General features: G+C 65.7%; 16 protein-coding genes and 1 riboswitch. Of the genes, 8 read left to right on the plus strand and 8 right to left on the minus strand.

The features are described from left to right. Nucleotides 1-30: 30 nt before the first annotated feature. From ACTIFF_RS07035 to ACTIFF_RS07060, 6 genes are all read left to right on the plus strand, one after another. A complete protein-coding gene (locus tag ACTIFF_RS07035; RefSeq protein WP_439536192.1) occupies nt 31-954 on the plus strand; it encodes an MBL fold metallo-hydrolase in 924 nt (307 codons plus the stop codon). 74 nt (nt 955-1,028) lie between these two features. Next, the gene (locus ACTIFF_RS07040) at nt 1,029-2,717 is read left to right on the plus strand and encodes an NAD(P)H-dependent oxidoreductase subunit E (RefSeq protein WP_439536193.1); all 1,689 of its coding nucleotides are present in this window, start codon (nt 1,029-1,031) and stop codon (nt 2,715-2,717) included. Nucleotides 2,718-2,733: 16 nt separating this feature from the next. After that, on the plus strand, nt 2,734-5,538 hold the full coding sequence (gene fdhF / locus ACTIFF_RS07045; protein ID WP_439536194.1) for a formate dehydrogenase subunit alpha: 2,805 nt from the start codon (nt 2,734-2,736) through the stop codon (nt 5,536-5,538). Between the two features lie 95 nt (nt 5,539-5,633). Beyond that, a riboswitch (cobalamin riboswitch) is annotated at nt 5,634-5,851 on the plus strand. 142 nt (nt 5,852-5,993) lie between these two features. Beyond that, a complete protein-coding gene (locus tag ACTIFF_RS07050; RefSeq protein WP_439536195.1) occupies nt 5,994-6,791 on the plus strand; it encodes a PEP-CTERM sorting domain-containing protein in 798 nt (265 codons plus the stop codon). A gap of 33 nt (nt 6,792-6,824) precedes the next feature. Then, nucleotides 6,825-7,625 carry a DUF4465 domain-containing protein gene (locus tag ACTIFF_RS07055; protein ID WP_439536196.1) on the plus strand — a complete coding sequence of 267 codons (801 nt, stop codon included), beginning with the start codon at nt 6,825-6,827 and terminating at the stop codon, nt 7,623-7,625. 52 nt (nt 7,626-7,677) lie between these two features. Next, nucleotides 7,678-9,756, plus strand: coding sequence for a TonB-dependent receptor (locus ACTIFF_RS07060; RefSeq protein ID WP_439536197.1), 2,079 nt, complete (start codon nt 7,678-7,680; stop codon nt 9,754-9,756). 1 nt (nt 9,757) lies between these two features. On the opposite strand, the gene ACTIFF_RS07065 is transcribed toward ACTIFF_RS07060, so the two are convergent. The 4 genes from ACTIFF_RS07065 to ACTIFF_RS07080 form a co-directional block, all read right to left on the minus strand. Continuing rightward, entirely contained in the window at nt 9,758-10,738 is a 981-nt protein-coding gene (locus ACTIFF_RS07065; protein WP_439536198.1) for a succinylglutamate desuccinylase, read from the minus strand. 16 nt (nt 10,739-10,754) lie between these two features. Further along, the gene (locus ACTIFF_RS07070; RefSeq protein WP_439536199.1) at nt 10,755-12,341 is read right to left on the minus strand and encodes a protein adenylyltransferase SelO; all 1,587 of its coding nucleotides are present in this window, start codon (nt 12,339-12,341) and stop codon (nt 10,755-10,757) included. Nucleotides 12,342-12,410: 69 nt separating this feature from the next. Further along, nucleotides 12,411-13,376: a CobW family GTP-binding protein gene (locus ACTIFF_RS07075; protein WP_439536200.1), complete on the minus strand. Its 966-nt coding sequence runs from the start codon at nt 13,374-13,376 to the stop codon at nt 12,411-12,413. Continuing rightward, the gene (locus ACTIFF_RS07080; protein ID WP_439536201.1) at nt 13,369-14,316 is read right to left on the minus strand and encodes a LysR family transcriptional regulator; all 948 of its coding nucleotides are present in this window, start codon (nt 14,314-14,316) and stop codon (nt 13,369-13,371) included. Before ACTIFF_RS07080 ends, ACTIFF_RS07075 begins: the two co-directional genes overlap by 8 nt. 154 nt (nt 14,317-14,470) lie before the next feature. On the opposite strand from ACTIFF_RS07080, the gene ACTIFF_RS07085 reads away from it, so the two are divergent. Further along, entirely contained in the window at nt 14,471-15,184 is a 714-nt protein-coding gene (locus tag ACTIFF_RS07085) for a pirin family protein (protein ID WP_439536202.1), read from the plus strand. Between the two features lie 14 nt (nt 15,185-15,198). Further along, nucleotides 15,199-15,768, plus strand: a complete 570-nt coding sequence (locus tag ACTIFF_RS07090; protein WP_439536203.1) for a flavodoxin family protein — start codon at nt 15,199-15,201, stop codon at nt 15,766-15,768. A 40-nt stretch (nt 15,769-15,808) separates the two neighbouring features. On the opposite strand, the gene ACTIFF_RS07095 is transcribed toward ACTIFF_RS07090, so the two are convergent. The 4 genes from ACTIFF_RS07095 to ACTIFF_RS07110 all read right to left on the minus strand — a co-directional run bounded on the left by ACTIFF_RS07095 (nt 15,809) and on the right by ACTIFF_RS07110 (nt 17,728). Next, the gene (locus ACTIFF_RS07095) at nt 15,809-16,183 is read right to left on the minus strand and encodes a hypothetical protein (protein WP_439536204.1); all 375 of its coding nucleotides are present in this window, start codon (nt 16,181-16,183) and stop codon (nt 15,809-15,811) included. Between the two features lie 90 nt (nt 16,184-16,273). Beyond that, nucleotides 16,274-17,092 (minus strand): peptidylprolyl isomerase, encoded by an 819-nt coding sequence (locus ACTIFF_RS07100; RefSeq protein WP_257093843.1) that lies wholly within the window; start codon nt 17,090-17,092, stop codon nt 16,274-16,276. Between the two features lie 52 nt (nt 17,093-17,144). Then, nucleotides 17,145-17,429 (minus strand): BolA family protein, encoded by a 285-nt coding sequence (locus ACTIFF_RS07105; protein WP_439536205.1) that lies wholly within the window; start codon nt 17,427-17,429, stop codon nt 17,145-17,147. Beyond that, complete coding sequence (locus tag ACTIFF_RS07110) at nt 17,426-17,728, minus strand: YciI family protein (protein ID WP_439536206.1); 303 nt, start codon at nt 17,726-17,728, stop codon at nt 17,426-17,428. Before ACTIFF_RS07110 ends, ACTIFF_RS07105 begins: the two co-directional genes overlap by 4 nt. Between the last annotated feature and the right edge of the window lie 10 nt (nt 17,729-17,738).

A 17,738-nucleotide genomic window follows, 5' to 3' on the forward strand; every position in this document is an offset into this window, starting at 1 on the left:
ATTCTTTCCCGATGGCTGTGTGCAGTCATCGTGATTTTCGCGGGATGTCTGGCCGGCACGGCGTCCGCACTCGCGCAAACGCTGCCTGAACTGCGCCTGACCCCGCTGGCCGATGGCGTCTATGTGCTGCGTCCGACCTCGTTCGAAGTCAGTCAGGACAACGCCGGTTTCGTGACCCACATCGGGGTGCTGGTCGACGCACGCGGGCTCATCCTGGTCGGCACCGGCACCAGTCAGCGTTTTGCGCAGCACCTGCTCGCCTTCGTCGAACGCGAGCTGGGCAAACCGGTCATCGCGGCGGTCAATCTTTATGGTGGCGGCGACCATGTGCTGGGCAACCGCGTGTTTGTGTCACGGGGTGTGCCGGTTACAGCGCATATTGAAACAGACCGCTTCATCCGGGCCAGTTGCCACACCTGTGTCGAGCGCCTGACGGCGGCGCTGGGCGAAAATATGATGTCAGGTACCGAACCCACTCCCGCAAGCGTGACCTTCGAACATTCAGGCCGGCTGACCGGCGTCTCCCGCAGGCTGACATTGCTGCACTACGGACACAGCTTCCAGCCCGGCGCAACCGCGCTGCTGGACGACGCAAGCGGCACGCTGTTCGCGGGCGAACTGGCGGCGACGCACTATCTGCCCGATCTGTACAACGCGAGCGAAACCGGTTGGGTCGCTGCGCTCGATGCGCTGATCGCGCTGGGCGCGCGGCAGGTCGTGCCGGCGCATGGCGCGCCGGGCGGACGTGAAGTTCTCGACGCGCCGCGCCGTTATCTGCAGCAACTGGTCGAGCGCGTGGATGCGCTGTTTGTTGGCGGCGCGACGCTCGAGGAGGCGCTGGACCAGGTCGAACTGGCGGAATTCCGCGACTGGCACGGCTATGCCCTGTGGCACCGCCGCAACGTGCATTTCGCCTATCTGCACCGGGAAGCCCGTGCCTTCGGCCCGCAGTGAAGTCAGGCGTGAATCAGGATGCGGCCCGGCGCCGCGCCCTACACAACAGAATTGATCGATGAGGATGAGCCTACATGTCGGAACCGTTTTCCATACCGCTTGAGCAGATGCGTCGCATGGTCAAGCCCACGCCCAAGGGGCGCGCGCTCGACCCGGTGGCCGTCGAAGAGGTGCAGGCGCTGCTCGGTCGCATGCCGCGCCGCCCGGATCTGCTGATCGAATGCCTGCACCTGCTGCAGGACACCTACCGCGCGGTGCATGCGCGCCATCTCGCAGCACTGGCGGCCGAACTGAAGATGTCGCAGGCGGAGGTATACGAAGTCGCGACGTTCTATCACCACTTCGACGTGTTGCGCGAAGGCGAGGGTGCGCCGGCCGAACTGACCGTCCGGGTGTGCGACACGCTGTCCTGCAAGATGGCCGGAGCGGACGACCTGCTGAAGAAGCTGCCGGGCATCCTGGGCACCAAAGTACGCGTCATTCCGGCACCCTGTGTCGGCCGCTGCGAACAGGCACCGGTCGTCGTGGTCGGCCAGAACGCGCTCGGCGGCGCCACCGAAGCGGACGTGAAGGCCGCCGTGAAGGCGAATGAATCGACCCATCCGCTGCCCCGTTACGTCGGCTACAAGGCTTATCTGAAAGCCGGTGGTTACCAGCTGTTCCGCGATCTGGTGGAAGGCCGTCGCGATGTCGAGTCGGTCATTCAGGCGATGGAGCACTCCGGCCTGCGCGGTCTGGGCGGCGCCGGATTCCCGGCCGGCCGCAAGTGGCGCATCGTGCGTGCGGAGGCCGCACCGCGGCTGATGGCAATCAATATCGACGAGGGCGAACCCGGTACCTTCAAGGATCGCTGGTACCTCGAACGCGATCCGCACCGCTTCCTCGAAGGCATGCTGATCGCTGCGTACTGCGTCGGCATCGGCGAGGTGTACGTCTATCTGCGCGACGAATACGCGCATGTGCGCGACATCCTGCAGAAGGAGCTGAAGAAGCTGCTGGCCGATCCGCCCTGTGCGCTGCCGCCGATCCACCTGCGCCGCGGCGCGGGTGCCTACATCTGCGGCGAAGAGTCGGCGATGATCGAATCGATCGAAGGCAAGCGCGGCATGCCGCGCCTGCGTCCGCCCTACGTCGCCCAGGTCGGCCTGTTCGGTCACCCGACGCTGGAACACAATATGGAAACCGTGTTCTGGATCCGCGACATCGTGGAGAAGGGCGCGGAATGGTTCGCCGGCCACGGCCGCAACGGCCGCAAGGGACTGCGTTCGTTCTCGGTGTCGGGCCGGGTGAAGAAGCCAGGCGTGCATCTGGCGCCGGCCGGCATTTCGGTGCGCGAACTGATCGACGAATACTGCGGCGGCATGCTGCCGGGTCACACCCTGTACGGCTATCTGCCGGGCGGCGCGTCCGGCGGCATCCTGCCGGCCAGTCTGGGCGACATCCCGCTCGACTTCGACACCCTGCAGCCCTACGGCTGCTTCATCGGCTCGGCGGCGGTCATCATCCTGTCCGACCACGACCGCGCGACCGATGCGGCGCGCAACATGATGCATTTCTTTGAACACGAGTCGTGCGGACAGTGCACGCCCTGCCGTGTCGGTACGGCCAAGATGAACACGCTGATGGAGGCCCCGGTGTGGGACACCGATCTGGTCGAGGAGCTGTCACAGACCATGGTGGACGCGTCGATCTGCGGCCTCGGGCAGGCGGCACCGAATCCGGTGCGCTGCGTGATCAAGTATTTCCCTGACGAAATCAAGTGAAGGGACGGCAACCCAAATGAATGCACCCATTGATGCTTCGGTGATCGCGCAATCGATCGAATTCACGCTGGACGGTCAGTCGATGACAGCCCGTGTCGGCGAAACCATCCTGCAGGCGGCCGCCCGCCAGGGTGTGGACATCCCCCATCTTTGCTACAAGGACGGCTACCGTCCGGACGGCAACTGCCGCGCCTGCGTGGTCGAGATCGACGGCGAACGCGTGCTCGCGCCGAGCTGCTGCCGCGCACCGACGCCCGGCATGAATGTGAAGGCCGAATCGGAGCGGGCCGTCAAGGCACAGAAGATGGTGGTCGAACTGCTGCTGTCGGACATGCCGGACCAGACCTACAAGCCCGATTCCGAACTGGCGCACTGGGCGGACAAGCTCGGCGTGACCGGCTCGCGCTTCGAAGGCCGCGATCAGCCCGCATGCGACCAGTCGCATCCGGCGATGAGCGTGAACCTCGACGCCTGCATCCAGTGCAACCGCTGCGTGCGCGCCTGTCGCGAAGAGCAGGGCAATGACGTGATCGGCTATGCCTTCCGCGGTTCGGCGTCGAAGATCGTGTTCGATCAGGACGACCCGATGGGCGCGTCGACCTGCGTGGCCTGCGGTGAATGCGTGCAGGCCTGCCCGACCGGCGCGCTGATGCCGGCCGGCGGTGTCGGCATGGTGAAGATGGACAAGACCGTCGATTCCGTCTGCCCGTACTGCGGCGTCGGCTGCCAGCTGACCTATCACGTCAAGGACGACCGCGTGCTGATGGTGACCGGCCGCGACGGTCCGGCCAACGAAGAGCGCCTGTGCGTCAAGGGCCGCTTCGGCTTCGACTACGCGCGTCACCCGCAGCGGCTCACGAAGCCGCTGATCCGTCGCGCCGATGCGCCGAAGCACAAGAATTTCGTCGTCGATCCGTCCAATCCGCTGTCGGCGTTCCGCGAAGCCAGCTGGGAAGAGGCGATCGAGTACGCAACCAGCCGGCTGCGCACCATTCGCGACACCAAGGGCCCGAACGCACTGGCCGGTTTCGGTTCGGCCAAGGGCTCGAACGAAGAGGCCTATCTGTTCCAGAAGTTGATCCGCACCGGCTTCGGCACGAACAACGTCGATCACTGCACGCGCCTGTGTCATGCCTCGTCGGTTGCTGCGCTGCTCGAAGCGGTCGGTTCGGGCGCGGTATCGAACCCGGTGCGCGATGTGCTGCACTCGGACGTGATCTTCCTGATCGGCGCCAATCCGCTGGTCAACCACCCGGTCGGCGCGACCTGGATCAAGAACGCGGTCAAGCAGGGCGCGCGCCTCATCGTGTGCGATCCGCGCCGCAACGACCTGCAGCGCTACGCCACGCACTTCCTGCAGTTCAAGCCGGACACCGACGTGGCCATGCTGAACGCGATGATGCACGTCATCATCGAGGAAGGTCTGGTCGACGAAGCCTTCGTACGTGATCGCACGTCGGGTTTCGAGGCGCTGAAGAAGAACGTGGCCGATTTCAGTCCGGAACGCATGGCCAAGATCTGCGGCATTCCGGCCGAAACGCTGCGCGAGGTGGCACGCATGTTCGCGACCTCGAAGGCGTCGATGATCCTGTGGGGCATGGGCGTGTCGCAGCACGTGCACGGCACCGACAATGCACGCTGTCTGATTTCGATGGTCATGATGACCGGCCAGATCGGTCGCCGCGGCACCGGCCTGCATCCGCTGCGCGGCCAGAACAACGTGCAGGGCGCGTCCGACGCCGGTCTCATCCCGATGGTGTTCCCGGACTACCAGGCGGTCGGCAACAAGACCATCCGCGACAAGTTCGAAGAACTGTGGGGCAGCCGCCTCGATGCCAACCCCGGCTTGACCGTGGTTGAAATCATGGACGCCATCCATGCCGGCAAGCTCAACGGCTGCTACATCATGGGTGAGAACCCGGCCATGTCCGATCCGGACGTCGAGCACGCCCGCGATGCGCTGGCCAAGCTCGACTGCCTGGTCGTGCAGGACATCTTCCTGACCGAAACCGCCTATTTCGCCGATGTCGTGCTGCCGGCGTCGGCCTTCCCGGAAAAGACCGGCACCTTCACCAACACCGACCGCCAGGTGCAACTGGGTCGTCAGGCGATCAATCCGCCGGGCGATGCGCGGCAGGACCTGTGGATCATCGAGCAGATGGCCATCGGCATGGGGCTGGACTGGCACTACGACGGCGCGAAGGACGTGTTCAACGAAATGCGCAAGGCAATGCATTCGATCGCCGGCATCACGTGGGAGCGTCTGGAGGCGGAGCACTCGGTCACCTACCCGTGCGAGAACGAGGGCGACCCGGGCGATGAGGTGGTGTTCATCGAACGCTTCCCGACCCAGTCCGGTCGCGCCAAGCTGGTACCCGCCAAGCTGATCAGCGCCAACGAAAAGCCGGATGCCGATTTCCCGATGGTGCTGATCACCGGCCGGCAGCTGGAACACTGGCATACCGGCTCGATGACGCGCCGGGCGTCGGTGCTCGACAACATCGAGCCGATCGCCACGGTCACGATCAACCCGGCCGACATGGCGAAGCTGAAGTTGCGGCCGGGCGAGGTGGTGACGGTCGAATCGCGCCGCGGCAAGATCGCGTTGTACGCGCGCGTCGATGGCAATGTGCCGGTCGGTGCCGTGTTCATCCCGTTCGCGTATTACGAAGCCGCCGCCAACATGCTGACCAATCCGGCGCTGGACCCGTTCGGCAAGATTCCGGAGTTCAAGTACTGCGCGGTGCGCCTGAAGAAGGGCGGGACGCCGACCCGACTGACGACCTACGGCGGCGGTCAGGCGAAAATGGTAACGGCTTGATCCGTCAATCGTTAGTTTGAAACCGGGGCCGAGTGCCCCGGTTTTTTTTGACCCTGCATCAAGTATTGTCATTGACGACAGGTGAGGCTGACGGCTACCCTGCGCGTGCTTCAGGTGCCCTGACCAGCGTTCGCTGCGAGGGGTGAAACGGGAAGTCCGGTGAGTGCCTGCAATCAGGTCGCGATCCCGGCGCTGCCCCCGCAACGGTAAGCGAGTCGTAGCGATCCAATCAGCCACTGTGCGCCATGCATGGGAAGGCGGATCGCACATTTCCCTCGCGAGCCCGGAGACCGGCCTGACGCATTTGACCGATGGCTGCGGTGGGCGGCGGAGGTGCGTATTTCCGTTGCCCGGTCGCTGTTCCGCGCAGGTCGTGCGTCGCTTCCCGTTCGTTTCAGATCATCGGATTTCCGCAATTCGCCGGCGGGTGCTGCCGGCGCTGCAAGGAGGTCTGCATGCGTACCATTCTTCTCACATCCCTCATCGGGCTGGCATTCGCCGGCTCCGCACAGGCCGGCCCTTTCGCGCCGGCCGCCGGTCAGACGGGATCGACCGCCATCAGCAAGGACAGTCCGGCTTTCGTCCAGTGGGCGACCGGCTATCTCGACTATCAGCCCGGTCCCAACGTCGATGCGACGTGGAAAACGCCGGAAAAAGGTCTTGGCGTTGCCCTGGGCGGTGCGACCGACATCGTCGTGCTCGGTGACGGCGGCCGCATCACGCTCACCTTCGACGGCTACATCACGAACGGCGCCGGCGCCGATTTCGCGGTGTTCGAAAACGGCTTCATGGACACCTTCCTGGAACTGGCCTTCGTCGAGGTGTCGTCCAACGGCACCGATTTCTTCCGCTTTCCGAACTTCTCGTTCACGGCCAGCCCGGTCGGCGGCTTCGGCCTGATCGACCCGACCAATATCGACGGTCTGGCCGGCAAGTACCGCGCCGGCTTCGGTACGCCGTTCGATCTCGATGTGCTGAGCGGCGTCGCCGGGCTGGATGTGAACAAGGTGCAGTACGTGCGCCTGATCGACGTCGTCGGCAATGGCTCGACCTTCGACAGCTTCCCGGCCGAATTCGGCGGCCCGCACCCGATCTACGACCCGTATCCGACCACCGGCAGCAGCGGCTTCGACCTCGACGCGGTCGGCGTCATCCACTACGCGGCACTGCCGGCCGTGCCCGAGCCGTCGCAGTGGGCGATGTACTGCGCCGCACTCGGCCTGCTCGGTCTGGTCGCCCGCCGTCGCGGCTGATGCCGCTCCCGCTCACCACGAAAGATCACTGACATGAACAAGACACTTCTTGCCTTCGCGCTGGGCGCACTGGCAGCCAGCCATGGCGCACACGCAGCGACGTCCTCGGTTGCCACGTTCGAAGACGCGCCGCTGGCGTCCGAAAGCCACTTCTTCCCGCAAGTGACGACCACATTCGTCAGCGGAGCCGCCACCTTCAACCACACCTACTCGGACTTCGGTGGCGGCTGCTGCCATGTCGACTGGGTGTATTCGAACCGCACCGACACGACGACCGGCAACTTCACCAATCAGCACAGCGCAATCACCGGCGGCGGCGTCGACGGATCGGCCCATTACGCCATCGCCAACTTCGGCGCGCCGACGATCAGCTTTGCGTCGGCCGTCAGTGTGCAGGGTGCGTACTTCACCAACACGACGTTTGCCGGCCGGACCATGCTCGACGGCGACACCCTGTTCGGTTTTTCGAAGAAGTTCGGCGGCGCCAGCGGCAATGACCCCGACTACCTGAAGCTGACCATCATCGGCAAGGACGGTTTCGGTGCGACGACCGGCAGCGTCGACTTCATGCTGGCCGACTACCGGTTCGCCGACAACACGCAGGACTACGTGGTGACCGACTGGCGCTGGGTCGATCTCGCGGCGCTCGGCACGGTCAGCAGCCTGCAGTTCGCGCTGGTTTCGAGCGACAGCGGTGAATTCGGCATCAACACGCCGGCCTATTTCGCACTCGACAATCTGACCGTCACCGCAGTCCCGGAGCCGGAGCAGATCGCGCTGCTGCTGGCCGGTCTGGCGCTGGTCGGCGCGGTCGCGCGCCGCCGTCGCGGCTGATCGACCCGGAGTCACCCGCACGCCCTCCGCGGTGTGCGGGTGATGCGCATTGATGCATCGCTTCCGCCTTTTGCTGTTGCTGACCGTGTTGCCCGGCCTGGTCCTTGCACAGGCTTCGGCGCCGCGTGTGCACGAGCTCGACGAAGTCCTCGTCAGTGCCCCGTCGGCAGCCGACACGCTGCGTGTGGTGCCGCACAGCGTGTCCGTCATCACCACCGAAGACATCGAACATTCGCCGTCGCGCACCGTGGCCGAAGTGCTGGGTCGCGAAGCCAACCTCAACATCCAGAGCTATTTCGGCCGCGACAAGGGCGCCACCGTCGACATGCGCGGATTCGGCGCCACGGCGGTCAGCAATGTGCTGGTGCTGGTCGATGGCGTCAGGCTGAATGCATCGGATCTGTCCGGCGCCGACCTGTCGTCGGTCGCCTTGTCCCAGATCGAACGCATCGAAGTGCTGCGCGGTGGCGGTGCGGTGCGCTACGGTGACGGTGCTGTGGGCGGCATCATCCATGTGCTGACAAGGCGTCCGCGCAGCGGGCCGCTGAAGGGCGAATTCGAGGCGCGCACCGCTTCGTACGACACGCAGGAACTGCGCTTCAGCGCGTCCGGCGGTGCGGGGCCCCTGTCCGGCCGCATCGATGTCGGGCGGCTCGACGGCAACGGCTACCGGGACAACGACGAACAGCGCCGACGCGATACTGCAGCCGAACTGCGCATCACACCTGACGGCGCGTTGTCCTTCATGGACGTGCTGCTGCGCGTGTCGCGCCACACCGATGAATACAAGCTGCCCGGTCCGGTGTCGCGCGAACGCTTCCTGTCCAGCAGTGCGGCGCTGCGTCGGTCGAGCACCGCGTCGCCGCTGGACGGCGGCAGTACCGACGACCGCAAGTTCGGCACGCTGTGGCGCTTCGATCTGGGCGATTTCGGTCTGGTCGAATTCCAGACCGACCACCGTACGCGCGACAATCCGTACCTGATCGGCGTCAATCCGGCACAGCCGCTGAGCGATCAGCAATACAGGATCGAATCGACGCGGCGCGACGTGCAGTTGCGCTACGACCTCGACTACAGCGCCTTCGGTCGCATCCACTCTTTCGGTGCCGGCTTTGTCACGCAATCGTCCGACTATCTGCGGCGCGACGTCGGCCGCACCGTGATCGACCAGTCAAGGCTGCGTACCGGCGACCTGAACGGTCAGGCCTGGTATGCCGAGACGGTGTTCCGCGCGACCGATGCGCTGCGCCTGAACGCCGGCTGGCGCAGCGATGACACGAAAAGCCGCACAGAAGCGGCCACCTACCGTCGCACCTGCCAGTTCCAGAACGTGTTCGTTCCGGGCCTGGGCTTCATTCCGGTGGAAATTCCGGGCAGTTGCGTCACCGGCTTCGAAGCGGACAGCCGTTACGCGTCGAGCACGAAAAGCCATGCTGCGGAGCTCGGGGTGAGCTGGCAGCCGGTGAAGGCGCTGGTCGCCTTTGCCAGCGTGTCGCACAACTTCCGCACCCCGAACATCGACGAACTGGCGCTGGCGTCGTCAGATCTGCGCGCGCAGCGCGGCCGCACGATCGAAGCCGGCGTGCGTGTGCAGCCCGACGACAGACTTTCGTTCGGGCTGACGCTGTTCCGACTGCGCAATCAGGATGAAATCTACTTCGACAGCACCGGCGTGCCGAGCGTGAACCGCAATTACGACCTGCCGACCCAACGCACTGGCGTCGAGCTGGAAACGCGCTGGCAGCCGTCGGCCGCCTGGCTGTTCGCTGCCAACGCCGGGTATGTGCAGCCACGCTTCAAGGGCACCGACGCCGACATTCCGCTGGTGCCGCGCTGGACCGCGAATGCGCGTGCGGAGTGGCTGCAGACGCCGTCGCTGCGCTGGATCGTCGCGGCGCGCTACGCCGGTCGGCGCTTCGACGGCAACGACCTCGACAATCGCAGCTTCGCCGAACTGCCGTCCTACACGGTGTTCGATCTTGCGCTGCGCCTCGATCTGGGCGGCGGCGCGCAACTGGCGGCCGGCATCAACAATGTGTTCGACAAGGTGTATTCGACCATCGCCTTTTCGGAAACCTACTACCCGATGCCGGAACGCAATGGCTACGCCAGCCTGCGCTGGCGCTTCTAGCTCAGTTCCGGTGCAGCACCCGCGTGCTGCGCTGCGCGAAATAGAACCACTCGTTGCCCGGTGTCGAGGTCGGATTCGGAAACACGATGTAGCCGTCCTGCGGCGCAATGACCGGCGTACCGTCATGGCGGGTGCCGATCGTGTCGCCGGCGCTGACCGGGTCGAAGCTGCACCAGGCGCGCGCGAACTGATCGTCCGGGTGCAGCCGGTCGATCACTTCCGTCAGGCGCAGCAGTTCGAAGCTGTCGCGCGCCGCTGGCGCGGGCGCTTCGACCAGCTTCAGGTGGGCCAGCGTGTTCCGGATGGCGCGCCAGGCGAATTCAGGCGCGGCCGGATCGTCGTGCTGGCCGCATTCCAGGGTCACTGCGTAGCCGCCCATGCGGCGCATGTACTCGGTGGTGCCGATGCCGTAGTCCGGATCGGTCGACAACAGGTGGGCGCGTTCGGTGGGCGCGGTGCGGGCCAGTCGCCTGCGCACGCCGGTGGCGTAGGTGTCGAGCCAGCCCTCCACCAGACGGCGCGCACCGAGGCGCAGCGCCAGCGCCTCTTCGGCGGTAGCGTGCGAGAAGGCTTCGAGCATTCCGTCGTTGTCCTGCGGCCCCAGCATCGCGAACGGTTCGCCGCCGGTGTGGAAGGAATGCAGGTCGAGCAGCACGTCATGCGCGGCGAGCAGCGGACACAGCACATTGGCGATGCGGTCTTCGTAGTCCTGCGGCTCGGCAACCGGACGCAGGTTGCGGTTCAGATTGCGGTCGCCGGCGCGCCGCTTCAGCGTCCAGGCGAGCGGATTGGTGATCGGCACGAAGGTGACGGTGCCGCGCACGATGACGAGGTCGCCGCGCGCCAGCTCGTCGAGCACGCGCTCGATGCCGCGCGTGCCGCCGATTTCGTTGCCATGGACCGCGCCGAGCACGATCAGGCGCGGTCCGGCTTCGAGGCCATGGAAGGTGTGTGAGGCGAGACTGTGCGTGGAAGGATTCATCGGGATGGAAGGCGGTTCATGAACTGCAGGACAGGGCGGAACAGCCGGGCTTGTTGCGCGCCCATTCGGGGCGGCGGCCGGCCAGATCATTGAATTCGGGTTGTTCGTCATACGGCCGCTGCATCATCTTCAGCAGCCGCTCGATCATCGTGGTGTCGCCGGCAGTGGCATCGTCGATGGCGCGCTGCGCCAGCCAGTTGCGCACGATGTACTTCGGGTTGGTCGCGTTCATGCGCGCGATGCGCGCCGCGTCCGCTTCGCCGCCTGCCGTGACGCGCTGCGCCCATCCCTGCAGCCACGCAAGCAGCGCGCGACCATGGTCGGTGGAAGGGCCATCGCCGCTGTAGAAGGCTTCGTGCAGCGGCGCCAGTGCCGCCGCATCGCCCGCGAGGGCTGTCGCCACAGGCACCTGGGCCAGCGCGCGGAAAAAGATCGTGAAGTCGCATTCCTCCGCCTGCAGCAGCTGGAACAGTTCGCTGCGCATGGCCTGTTCCGCCTCGTCCGCTGCCGCCGGCAAGCCGAGCTTGTCGGCCAGCATGCGTGTCCAGCGGTCGGAGAAGGTCTGCTCGTAGCCTTCGAGTGCGGCATCGATCGCCGCCTGATCGTCGATCAGCGGCGACAGCGCGGCAGCCAGCCGCGTCAGGTTCCAGTAGCCGATCTGCGGCTGGCGCCCGTAGCAGTAGCGTCGCCCCTGGGCGTCGGTCGTGTTCGGCGTCCACATCATGTCGACGCCCTCAAGCCAGCCGTACGGGCCGTAGTCGATCGTCAGGCCGAGGATGGACATGTTGTCGGTGTTCATCACGCCATGCACGAAGCCGACGCGCATCCACTCGACCATCAGCACCGCCGTGCGGCGGCAGATCTCCGCGAACCACTCCGCCGGCGACGTGATGCCGGGGAAGTGGTGCGTCATCACCCAGTCGGCCAGCCGGCGCTGCAGGTCGAGCTCCTCATGCGACGCGAGGATTTCGAAGTGGCCGAAGCGCACGAAGCTGGGGGCCACGCGGCACACGATGGCGCCCGGCTCGTATTCGGGATGCCCGTCGTAGAACATGTCGCGCACCACCCGGTCGCCGGTCGCGACCAGACTGAGCGCGCGCGTGGTCGGAATGCCGAGGTGGAACATGGCTTCGCTGCACAGGAATTCCCGCACCGACGAGCGCAGCACGGCACGGCCATCGGCACGCCTCGAGTAGGGTGTCGGGCCGGCGCCCTTGAGCTGCAGTTCCTGTCGCTGACCCGCGGTATCGATCATTTCGCCCAGCGTGATGGCGCGGCCGTCGCCGAGCTGGCCGGCCCAGTTGCCGAACTGGTGGCCACCGTAGCGTGCCGCGTAGGGTTGCATGCCGGGCAGGATGCGATTGCCGGCCAGCGCTTCGACCGCGACATCGACGCGTGCCGGGCGGCGCAGCCCGAGCTGGGCGCCCAGCACGTCCGACCAGGCCAGCAGTTCGGGTGCCGCGACCGGTGTCGGCGAGGTCAGCGTATAGGACGCATCGATGACCGGGCGCGAGCGCATGTCGGCAGAAGGATCGGCGGGCAGGCTGCGCACGAACAGGTTGTCGAACTCGATTTCATCGAGCCGTCGGGCGGCAATGGACATGGTTGATGGACTCGGACGAAGCAGGGCGGACGCAAGACGCTATTGTGAGCGATGTGCGTGGCAGCAGGTTCAATCGTGCCCGAGCAGCGCCACATATTCGCGCAGTGCTTCGGCGTCGATGCCGCGCGTGATGAACACGACAGTCGAGCTGCGGCCCGCGTCGGGCCAGTCAGCCAGCGGTGTCGGCGGATGCAGTGTGTGCTGCACGCCGTGTACCGCCACCGGCCCGGTCAGCCCCTGGACATCGAACAACGCCTTCATGCGCAGCAGGCCCGGCCCGGCGATGTCCGGCCAGCCGGCGAGCCAGGCGTCCAGTCGTCCAGCGGCAATCGGCCGGTCGAAGGCAAAGCTGTCCGCACGAATGGCGTGCGGTGCGTCCGTCATCACGGGCTGAAAGCGCGCCGGCCGGGGCGGTGGCGCGTCGAGCAGCGCCATCAGTGCCGCACCGTCGGACGTCGCCTGAAGGTCGGTCTGCGGCGCGAAAGGATTGATGCGTTCGAGCCTGGTACGCAGCGCACCGAGCGCGTCGGCGTCCGTCAGATCGGACTTGCTGATCAGCAGGCGGTCGGCGGCGGCGATCTGGCGCACGCCTTCGTCCTGTGTCGCCAGCGTGCGTGCGGCGTGCAGCGCGTCCACCACGGTCAGCGTGCAGCGCAGGCGGTAGCGCGCGGCGATGCGGGCGTCCTGCGTCAGCGTGCGCAGGATGGGTGCCGGGTCGGCGAGACCGGTCGTCTCGATGACGATGCGTTCGAACTGCCGGCGACCGGCGCGCGCGAAGCGCCAGTGCGCGTCGCGCAGCGTCTGTGCCAGATCACCGCGCAGGCTGCAGCAGACGCAGCCGCCGGGCAGCTCGACCACGGGTTGCTCCGCCGAATGGGTCACCAGCAGATGGTCGAGCGAGGCGTCGCCATACTCGTTGATGACGACCAGCGTATCGGACATGCCGGGTGCAGCGAGCAGGCGGTTCAGCAGCGTGGTTTTTCCACTGCCCAGAAAACCGGTCAGCAGGATGATGGGAAGGTGGTTGTCAATCATGCGGGAAGCCTTCGAGCAGTGCGGCGCGGGTGCGTGGACTCGCCAGCTGCTGCAGCCACCAGTCGAGCGCGCGACCGCGCGGCCCGCTGCGCCAGGCGATCGAAAAGCGGGCGACCTTCGTCTCGCCGGTGTCCTTCGCCACCAGTCGCCTGGCCGCGATGTGCGCGCGAACCCGGCTTTCCGGCAGGAAACCGCAGCCCAGACCGCGCAGCTGTGCGTCGATCTTCATGTCGAGCGTCGGCACCGTGAGTACATCCTGGCCCGGCTGCAGGTTGCGCGATAACGGCGACAGCTTGAGCGCGCTGTCGGCGATTGCGACGGCGCGATGCATGCGGATGACGGCCGGTGTCAGCACCGCATCGATGCGCGCCAGCGGATGCTGCGGGGCGACGACGAACACGAAGGGAACGTCGCCCAGCGGTTCGATCTGCACGCCGCTGACCCGGCTGTCGTCGGCATCGACGCCGATCGCCAGGTCGGCCGTGCCGGTCAGCAGGGCCTCCCAGGTGCCGGACAGCACCTCCTGGCGCAAGCGGATGCGCGTGGGGGGCGGCAGGCGGGCGGTGTCGCGCTGGCTGTAGAAGCCATCCACCAGGTCGAGCAGGGTATGCGGACACAGCAGGGCGTTGGCGGCGATCGCGAACTGACCTTCCCAGCCACTGGCGACCCGCTTCACCCGGCTCGCGACGGCATCCATCTCGATCAACAGGCGACGCCCCTCCGACAGCAGTTCGCGACCGGCCGGCGTCAGCACGGCGCTGCGGCTGGCGCGATCGAACAGCAGCACGTCGAGCGCGTCTTCCAGCTGACGCACGCTGTAGCTGAGCGCCGACGGCACCTTGCCGAGCACACGCGCCGCGGCGGCAAAGCTGCCGGCTTCGTCGATGGTGGCGATCAGGCGGATCGCTTCCGGGTTCAGAGGGTGGTCGTGGTCGCTCATGGGACGCTCGATGTGCGAGGAGGGACGCAGGGTGTCGAAGTGAAGTGTGATTATGATCAAAATATTTGAATGATGATATCAACTCCACGCGGACAACCCATGGTTCGGGACAACCACAATCCTTCCATCGATCAACGAATCAAGGAGATGGGCCATGATCAGTCTGCGCAAATCTTCAGAACGCGGTTTCGACGACCACGGCTGGGGGCAGTCGCATTTCAGCTTTTCGTTCGCGGATTACCACGATCCGGATCACATGGGTTTCGGCGTGCTGCGTGCGCTGATGGAAGACACGATCGCGCCTGGCGGCGGCTTCGGCACCCACCCGCATCGCGACATGGAAATCGTCACCGTCGTGCTGGCCGGCGAACTGACCCATCGCGACTCGATGGGCCATACCGGGGTGCTGCGCGCCGGTGATGTGCAGCGCATGAGCGCCGGCCACGGCGTGCTGCACAGCGAATGGAACCACGGCCGTGGCGACACCGTGCGCATGCTGCAGATCTGGCTGCTGCCGGAAGCGCGTGGCATCACGCCCGGCTACGCACAGGCGCACTTTCCGGCCGCTGCACAGCGCGGGCGGCTGCAGACGCTGATCCATCCGCCGGCACGCGATGGCGCGCTGGGCATCCATTCCGATGTGGCCCTGCTCGCCATGCGGCTCGATGCCGGCGACGCGCCGGTCAGCCACCCGCTGGCGAGCGGCCGCAAGGCGTATGTGCATCTGGTGGATGGCGCGCTGACCGTCAACGGGCAGCGGCTGCAGGGCGGCGACGCTTTGAAGCTGGACGATGAAACGGAAGTGAATTTTGAACACGGGCAGGGCGCACATGTGCTGCTGTTCGACCTTGGCAACCCCGCATCTTGATGAAGGAGTCCGACATGACACAGGTAGCGATCGTTTATCACAGTGGCTATGGCCACACCCGCCGCATGGCCCAGGCTGTCGCCGAAGGCGCCGCGCACGCGGCCGAAGTCCATGCCATCGAAGTCGACGCAGACGGCAATGTGCCTGACGCGGCATGGGATACGCTGGCCGCCGCCGATGCCATCGTGTTCGGCAGTCCGACCTACATGGGCACCGTATCGTGGCAGTTCAAGAAATTCGCCGACGCGAGCTCGAAGCCCTGGTTCGGCCAGAAGTGGAAGGACAAACTGGCGGCCGGCTTCACGAATTCCGCCTCGATGAACGGCGACAAGCATTCGACGCTGCACTATCTGATGACGCTGGCGATGCAGCACAGCATGCTTTGGGTGGGCACCGGCCTGATGCCGAGCAACAGCAAGGCGGCCACGCGCAACGACATCAACTATGTGGCGTCCTTCGCCGGCGCAATGGCTTCGACGCCGTCCGATGCATCGGTGGAGGAAATGCTCGATGGGGATCTGCAGACTGCACGGCTGTTCGGTCAGCGGGTGGCAGAGCAGGCGGCGCGGCTGGCTGCTCGCTGAAAGGCGGGGCGGCGGGTGTCACACGTCACCCGCCTGCTGCTCAGTACAGTTCCGGGAATCGCTCCAGCCAGCCCCAGGCGATGAACAGCACGATCGACACCACACCGGTCCACGTACCGGTCACGAAACAGCAGGCAGCAGGAATGACGAGCCCGGCTGCATCGTCGAAGAAATGACCGAAGATGAAGAAGAACGCCGTGAACACCAGCCACTTCAGGATGAAGCCCGGCAGGTAGCGCCGCATCGACCGGTTGTGGCGGTAGCTCTGCACGCGCTCCAGCCAGCTGCCGCGCGTGCAGTCACGGAAGTACAGGAAAGGCCAGACGAAACGCCACCAGACGCGCCAGAAAGGCTCGACCGGAGCGGTCAGCGGATCACCCGACTCGACGCCGGGTTCGGGTGCTTCGCGAGACATTTCGCGTCCTCCTTCTTCATCTCATCCGTCCGCGTTAACGGCTCGATGACACGCAGGTTGAGGTGAGCGCACCCGGGACCGGACGCAGGTTTATTTGACCGAAGCCTTCTGGCGAAGTTCGTTCACGTGCGCGGCAATGGTCTGCTGCTCGAGGCGCTGGGCGATCTGCGCCTTGGCTTCTTCGAACGGCGGCACCTTCAGGTCGCGCACATCTTCGAGCTTGATCACGTGGTAGCCGAAGTCGGTGCGGATCGGCTGCGGCGTGAACTTGCCCTTCTCGAGCTTGGTCAGCGCCTCGGAGAACGGCTTCACGTATTGTGCCGGAGCGCTCCAGCCGAGGTCGCCACCGCGGTCCTTCGAGCCCGGGTCCTCAGAGTCCTTGGCCAGATCTTCGAACTTTTCACCGACCTGCAGCTTGGCGATGATTTCCTTCGCCTTGTCCTCGGTCTTCACGAGGATGTGGCGCGCCTTGTATTCCTTGTCGCCGAGACCGGCCTTCACCTTGTCGTACTCGGCCTTGACCGTCGCTTCGCTGACCGGGTTGGCGCGCACGTATTCCTGCAGGTAAGCCTGGATCAGCACGGCCTGGCGGGCCAGATCGGCCTGATGCATCAGGGCGGCGTTCTTGTCCAGCCCCTTGGTCGCGGCGGCCTGCGTCAGCACTTCGCGGCGGATCAGCTCTTCGCGCACGGCGTTGCGCAGCTGCTCACCGTCCTGCTGACCCTGGGCAATCTGATTGCGCACCATGATGTCGGCGCGGCCCTGCGGGATGGTCTTGCCGTTGACCGTGGCGAGCACGCCCTCGGCCGAAGCGGCAGCCGGCTTTTCCTTCGCCTTCTGCTGCGCCATCGCCGGTGCGGCGAAGGCAGTCATGACGGCAAGGGACAGAATCGAGAACGTGTGTTTCATCGGGTTACCTTTCTGGGTGAATGCCAGGTACTGCAAATGAACGGATTGTCGATCAAACCGGATCCGCATCGCCGGGGGCGCGCGCCGTGATCGACAGGGCGTGAATGTCATGCTGCATCAGGTCGCCCAGTGCAGCGTAGATGAGACGGTGGCGTTCCATCAGCCGTCGCCCCGTGAAGCGGGCGGATTCGATGGACAGCCGGTAGTGCCGTCCGCCGGATCGCGCACCCGCATGTCCGGCGTGCAGATGCGATTCGTCGACCAGATCGAGCGTCACCGGTTCAAGCGTGGCAAGCCGCGCGCGGATGGCGGATTCGACGGTCAAGGCTTGATTCACGACGGAAAGACCTTGCGGAAGGGTTTGATGATGACCCGCTCGAACACGCCCTGAACAGTGTAGGGGTCTTCGTCGGCCCAGTCTCGCGCGTCGTCGAGCGAATCGAATTCGGCGATGATCAGGCTGCCGCTGAAACCGGCGTCGCCCGGGTCGACCGCGTCGATCGCCGGCATCGGACCGGCCAGCAGAAGGCGCCCTTCGTCCTGCAAAAGCTGCAGGCGGTGCAGGTGGTCAGGTCGTGCAGCGAGTCGCTTCGGCAGGCTGCCCGGTGCATCTTCGCCCATCAGAACATAAAACATCGTCACCTCT

It is taken from the genome of Methyloversatilis sp., from assembly GCF_051861465.1.
Classification (GTDB): Bacteria; Pseudomonadota; Gammaproteobacteria; order Burkholderiales; family Rhodocyclaceae; genus Methyloversatilis.

What these genes read in the sequence shown, in the direction of transcription:
- ACTIFF_RS07050 (WP_439536195.1), top strand. Translation starts at nt 5,994, where the DNA reads ATGCGTACCATTCTTCTCACATCCCTCATCGGGCTGGCATTCGCCGGC.
- ACTIFF_RS07080 (WP_439536201.1), bottom strand. Translation starts at nt 14,316, where the DNA reads ATGAGCGACCACGACCACCCTCTGAACCCGGAAGCGATCCGCCTGATC.
- ACTIFF_RS07040 (WP_439536193.1), top strand. Translation starts at nt 1,029, where the DNA reads ATGTCGGAACCGTTTTCCATACCGCTTGAGCAGATGCGTCGCATGGTC.
- fdhF (WP_439536194.1), top strand. Translation starts at nt 2,734, where the DNA reads ATGAATGCACCCATTGATGCTTCGGTGATCGCGCAATCGATCGAATTC.
- ACTIFF_RS07070 (WP_439536199.1), bottom strand. Translation starts at nt 12,341, where the DNA reads ATGTCCATTGCCGCCCGACGGCTCGATGAAATCGAGTTCGACAACCTG.
- ACTIFF_RS07060 (WP_439536197.1), top strand. Translation starts at nt 7,678, where the DNA reads ATGCATCGCTTCCGCCTTTTGCTGTTGCTGACCGTGTTGCCCGGCCTG.
- ACTIFF_RS07075 (WP_439536200.1), bottom strand. Translation starts at nt 13,376, where the DNA reads ATGATTGACAACCACCTTCCCATCATCCTGCTGACCGGTTTTCTGGGC.
- ACTIFF_RS07095 (WP_439536204.1), bottom strand. Translation starts at nt 16,183, where the DNA reads ATGTCTCGCGAAGCACCCGAACCCGGCGTCGAGTCGGGTGATCCGCTG.
- ACTIFF_RS07100 (WP_257093843.1), bottom strand. Translation starts at nt 17,092, where the DNA reads ATGAAACACACGTTCTCGATTCTGTCCCTTGCCGTCATGACTGCCTTC.
- ACTIFF_RS07065 (WP_439536198.1), bottom strand. Translation starts at nt 10,738, where the DNA reads ATGAATCCTTCCACGCACAGTCTCGCCTCACACACCTTCCATGGCCTC.
- ACTIFF_RS07090 (WP_439536203.1), top strand. Translation starts at nt 15,199, where the DNA reads ATGACACAGGTAGCGATCGTTTATCACAGTGGCTATGGCCACACCCGC.
- ACTIFF_RS07055 (WP_439536196.1), top strand. Translation starts at nt 6,825, where the DNA reads ATGAACAAGACACTTCTTGCCTTCGCGCTGGGCGCACTGGCAGCCAGC.
- ACTIFF_RS07110 (WP_439536206.1), bottom strand. Translation starts at nt 17,728, where the DNA reads ATGTTTTATGTTCTGATGGGCGAAGATGCACCGGGCAGCCTGCCGAAG.
- ACTIFF_RS07085 (WP_439536202.1), top strand. Translation starts at nt 14,471, where the DNA reads ATGATCAGTCTGCGCAAATCTTCAGAACGCGGTTTCGACGACCACGGC.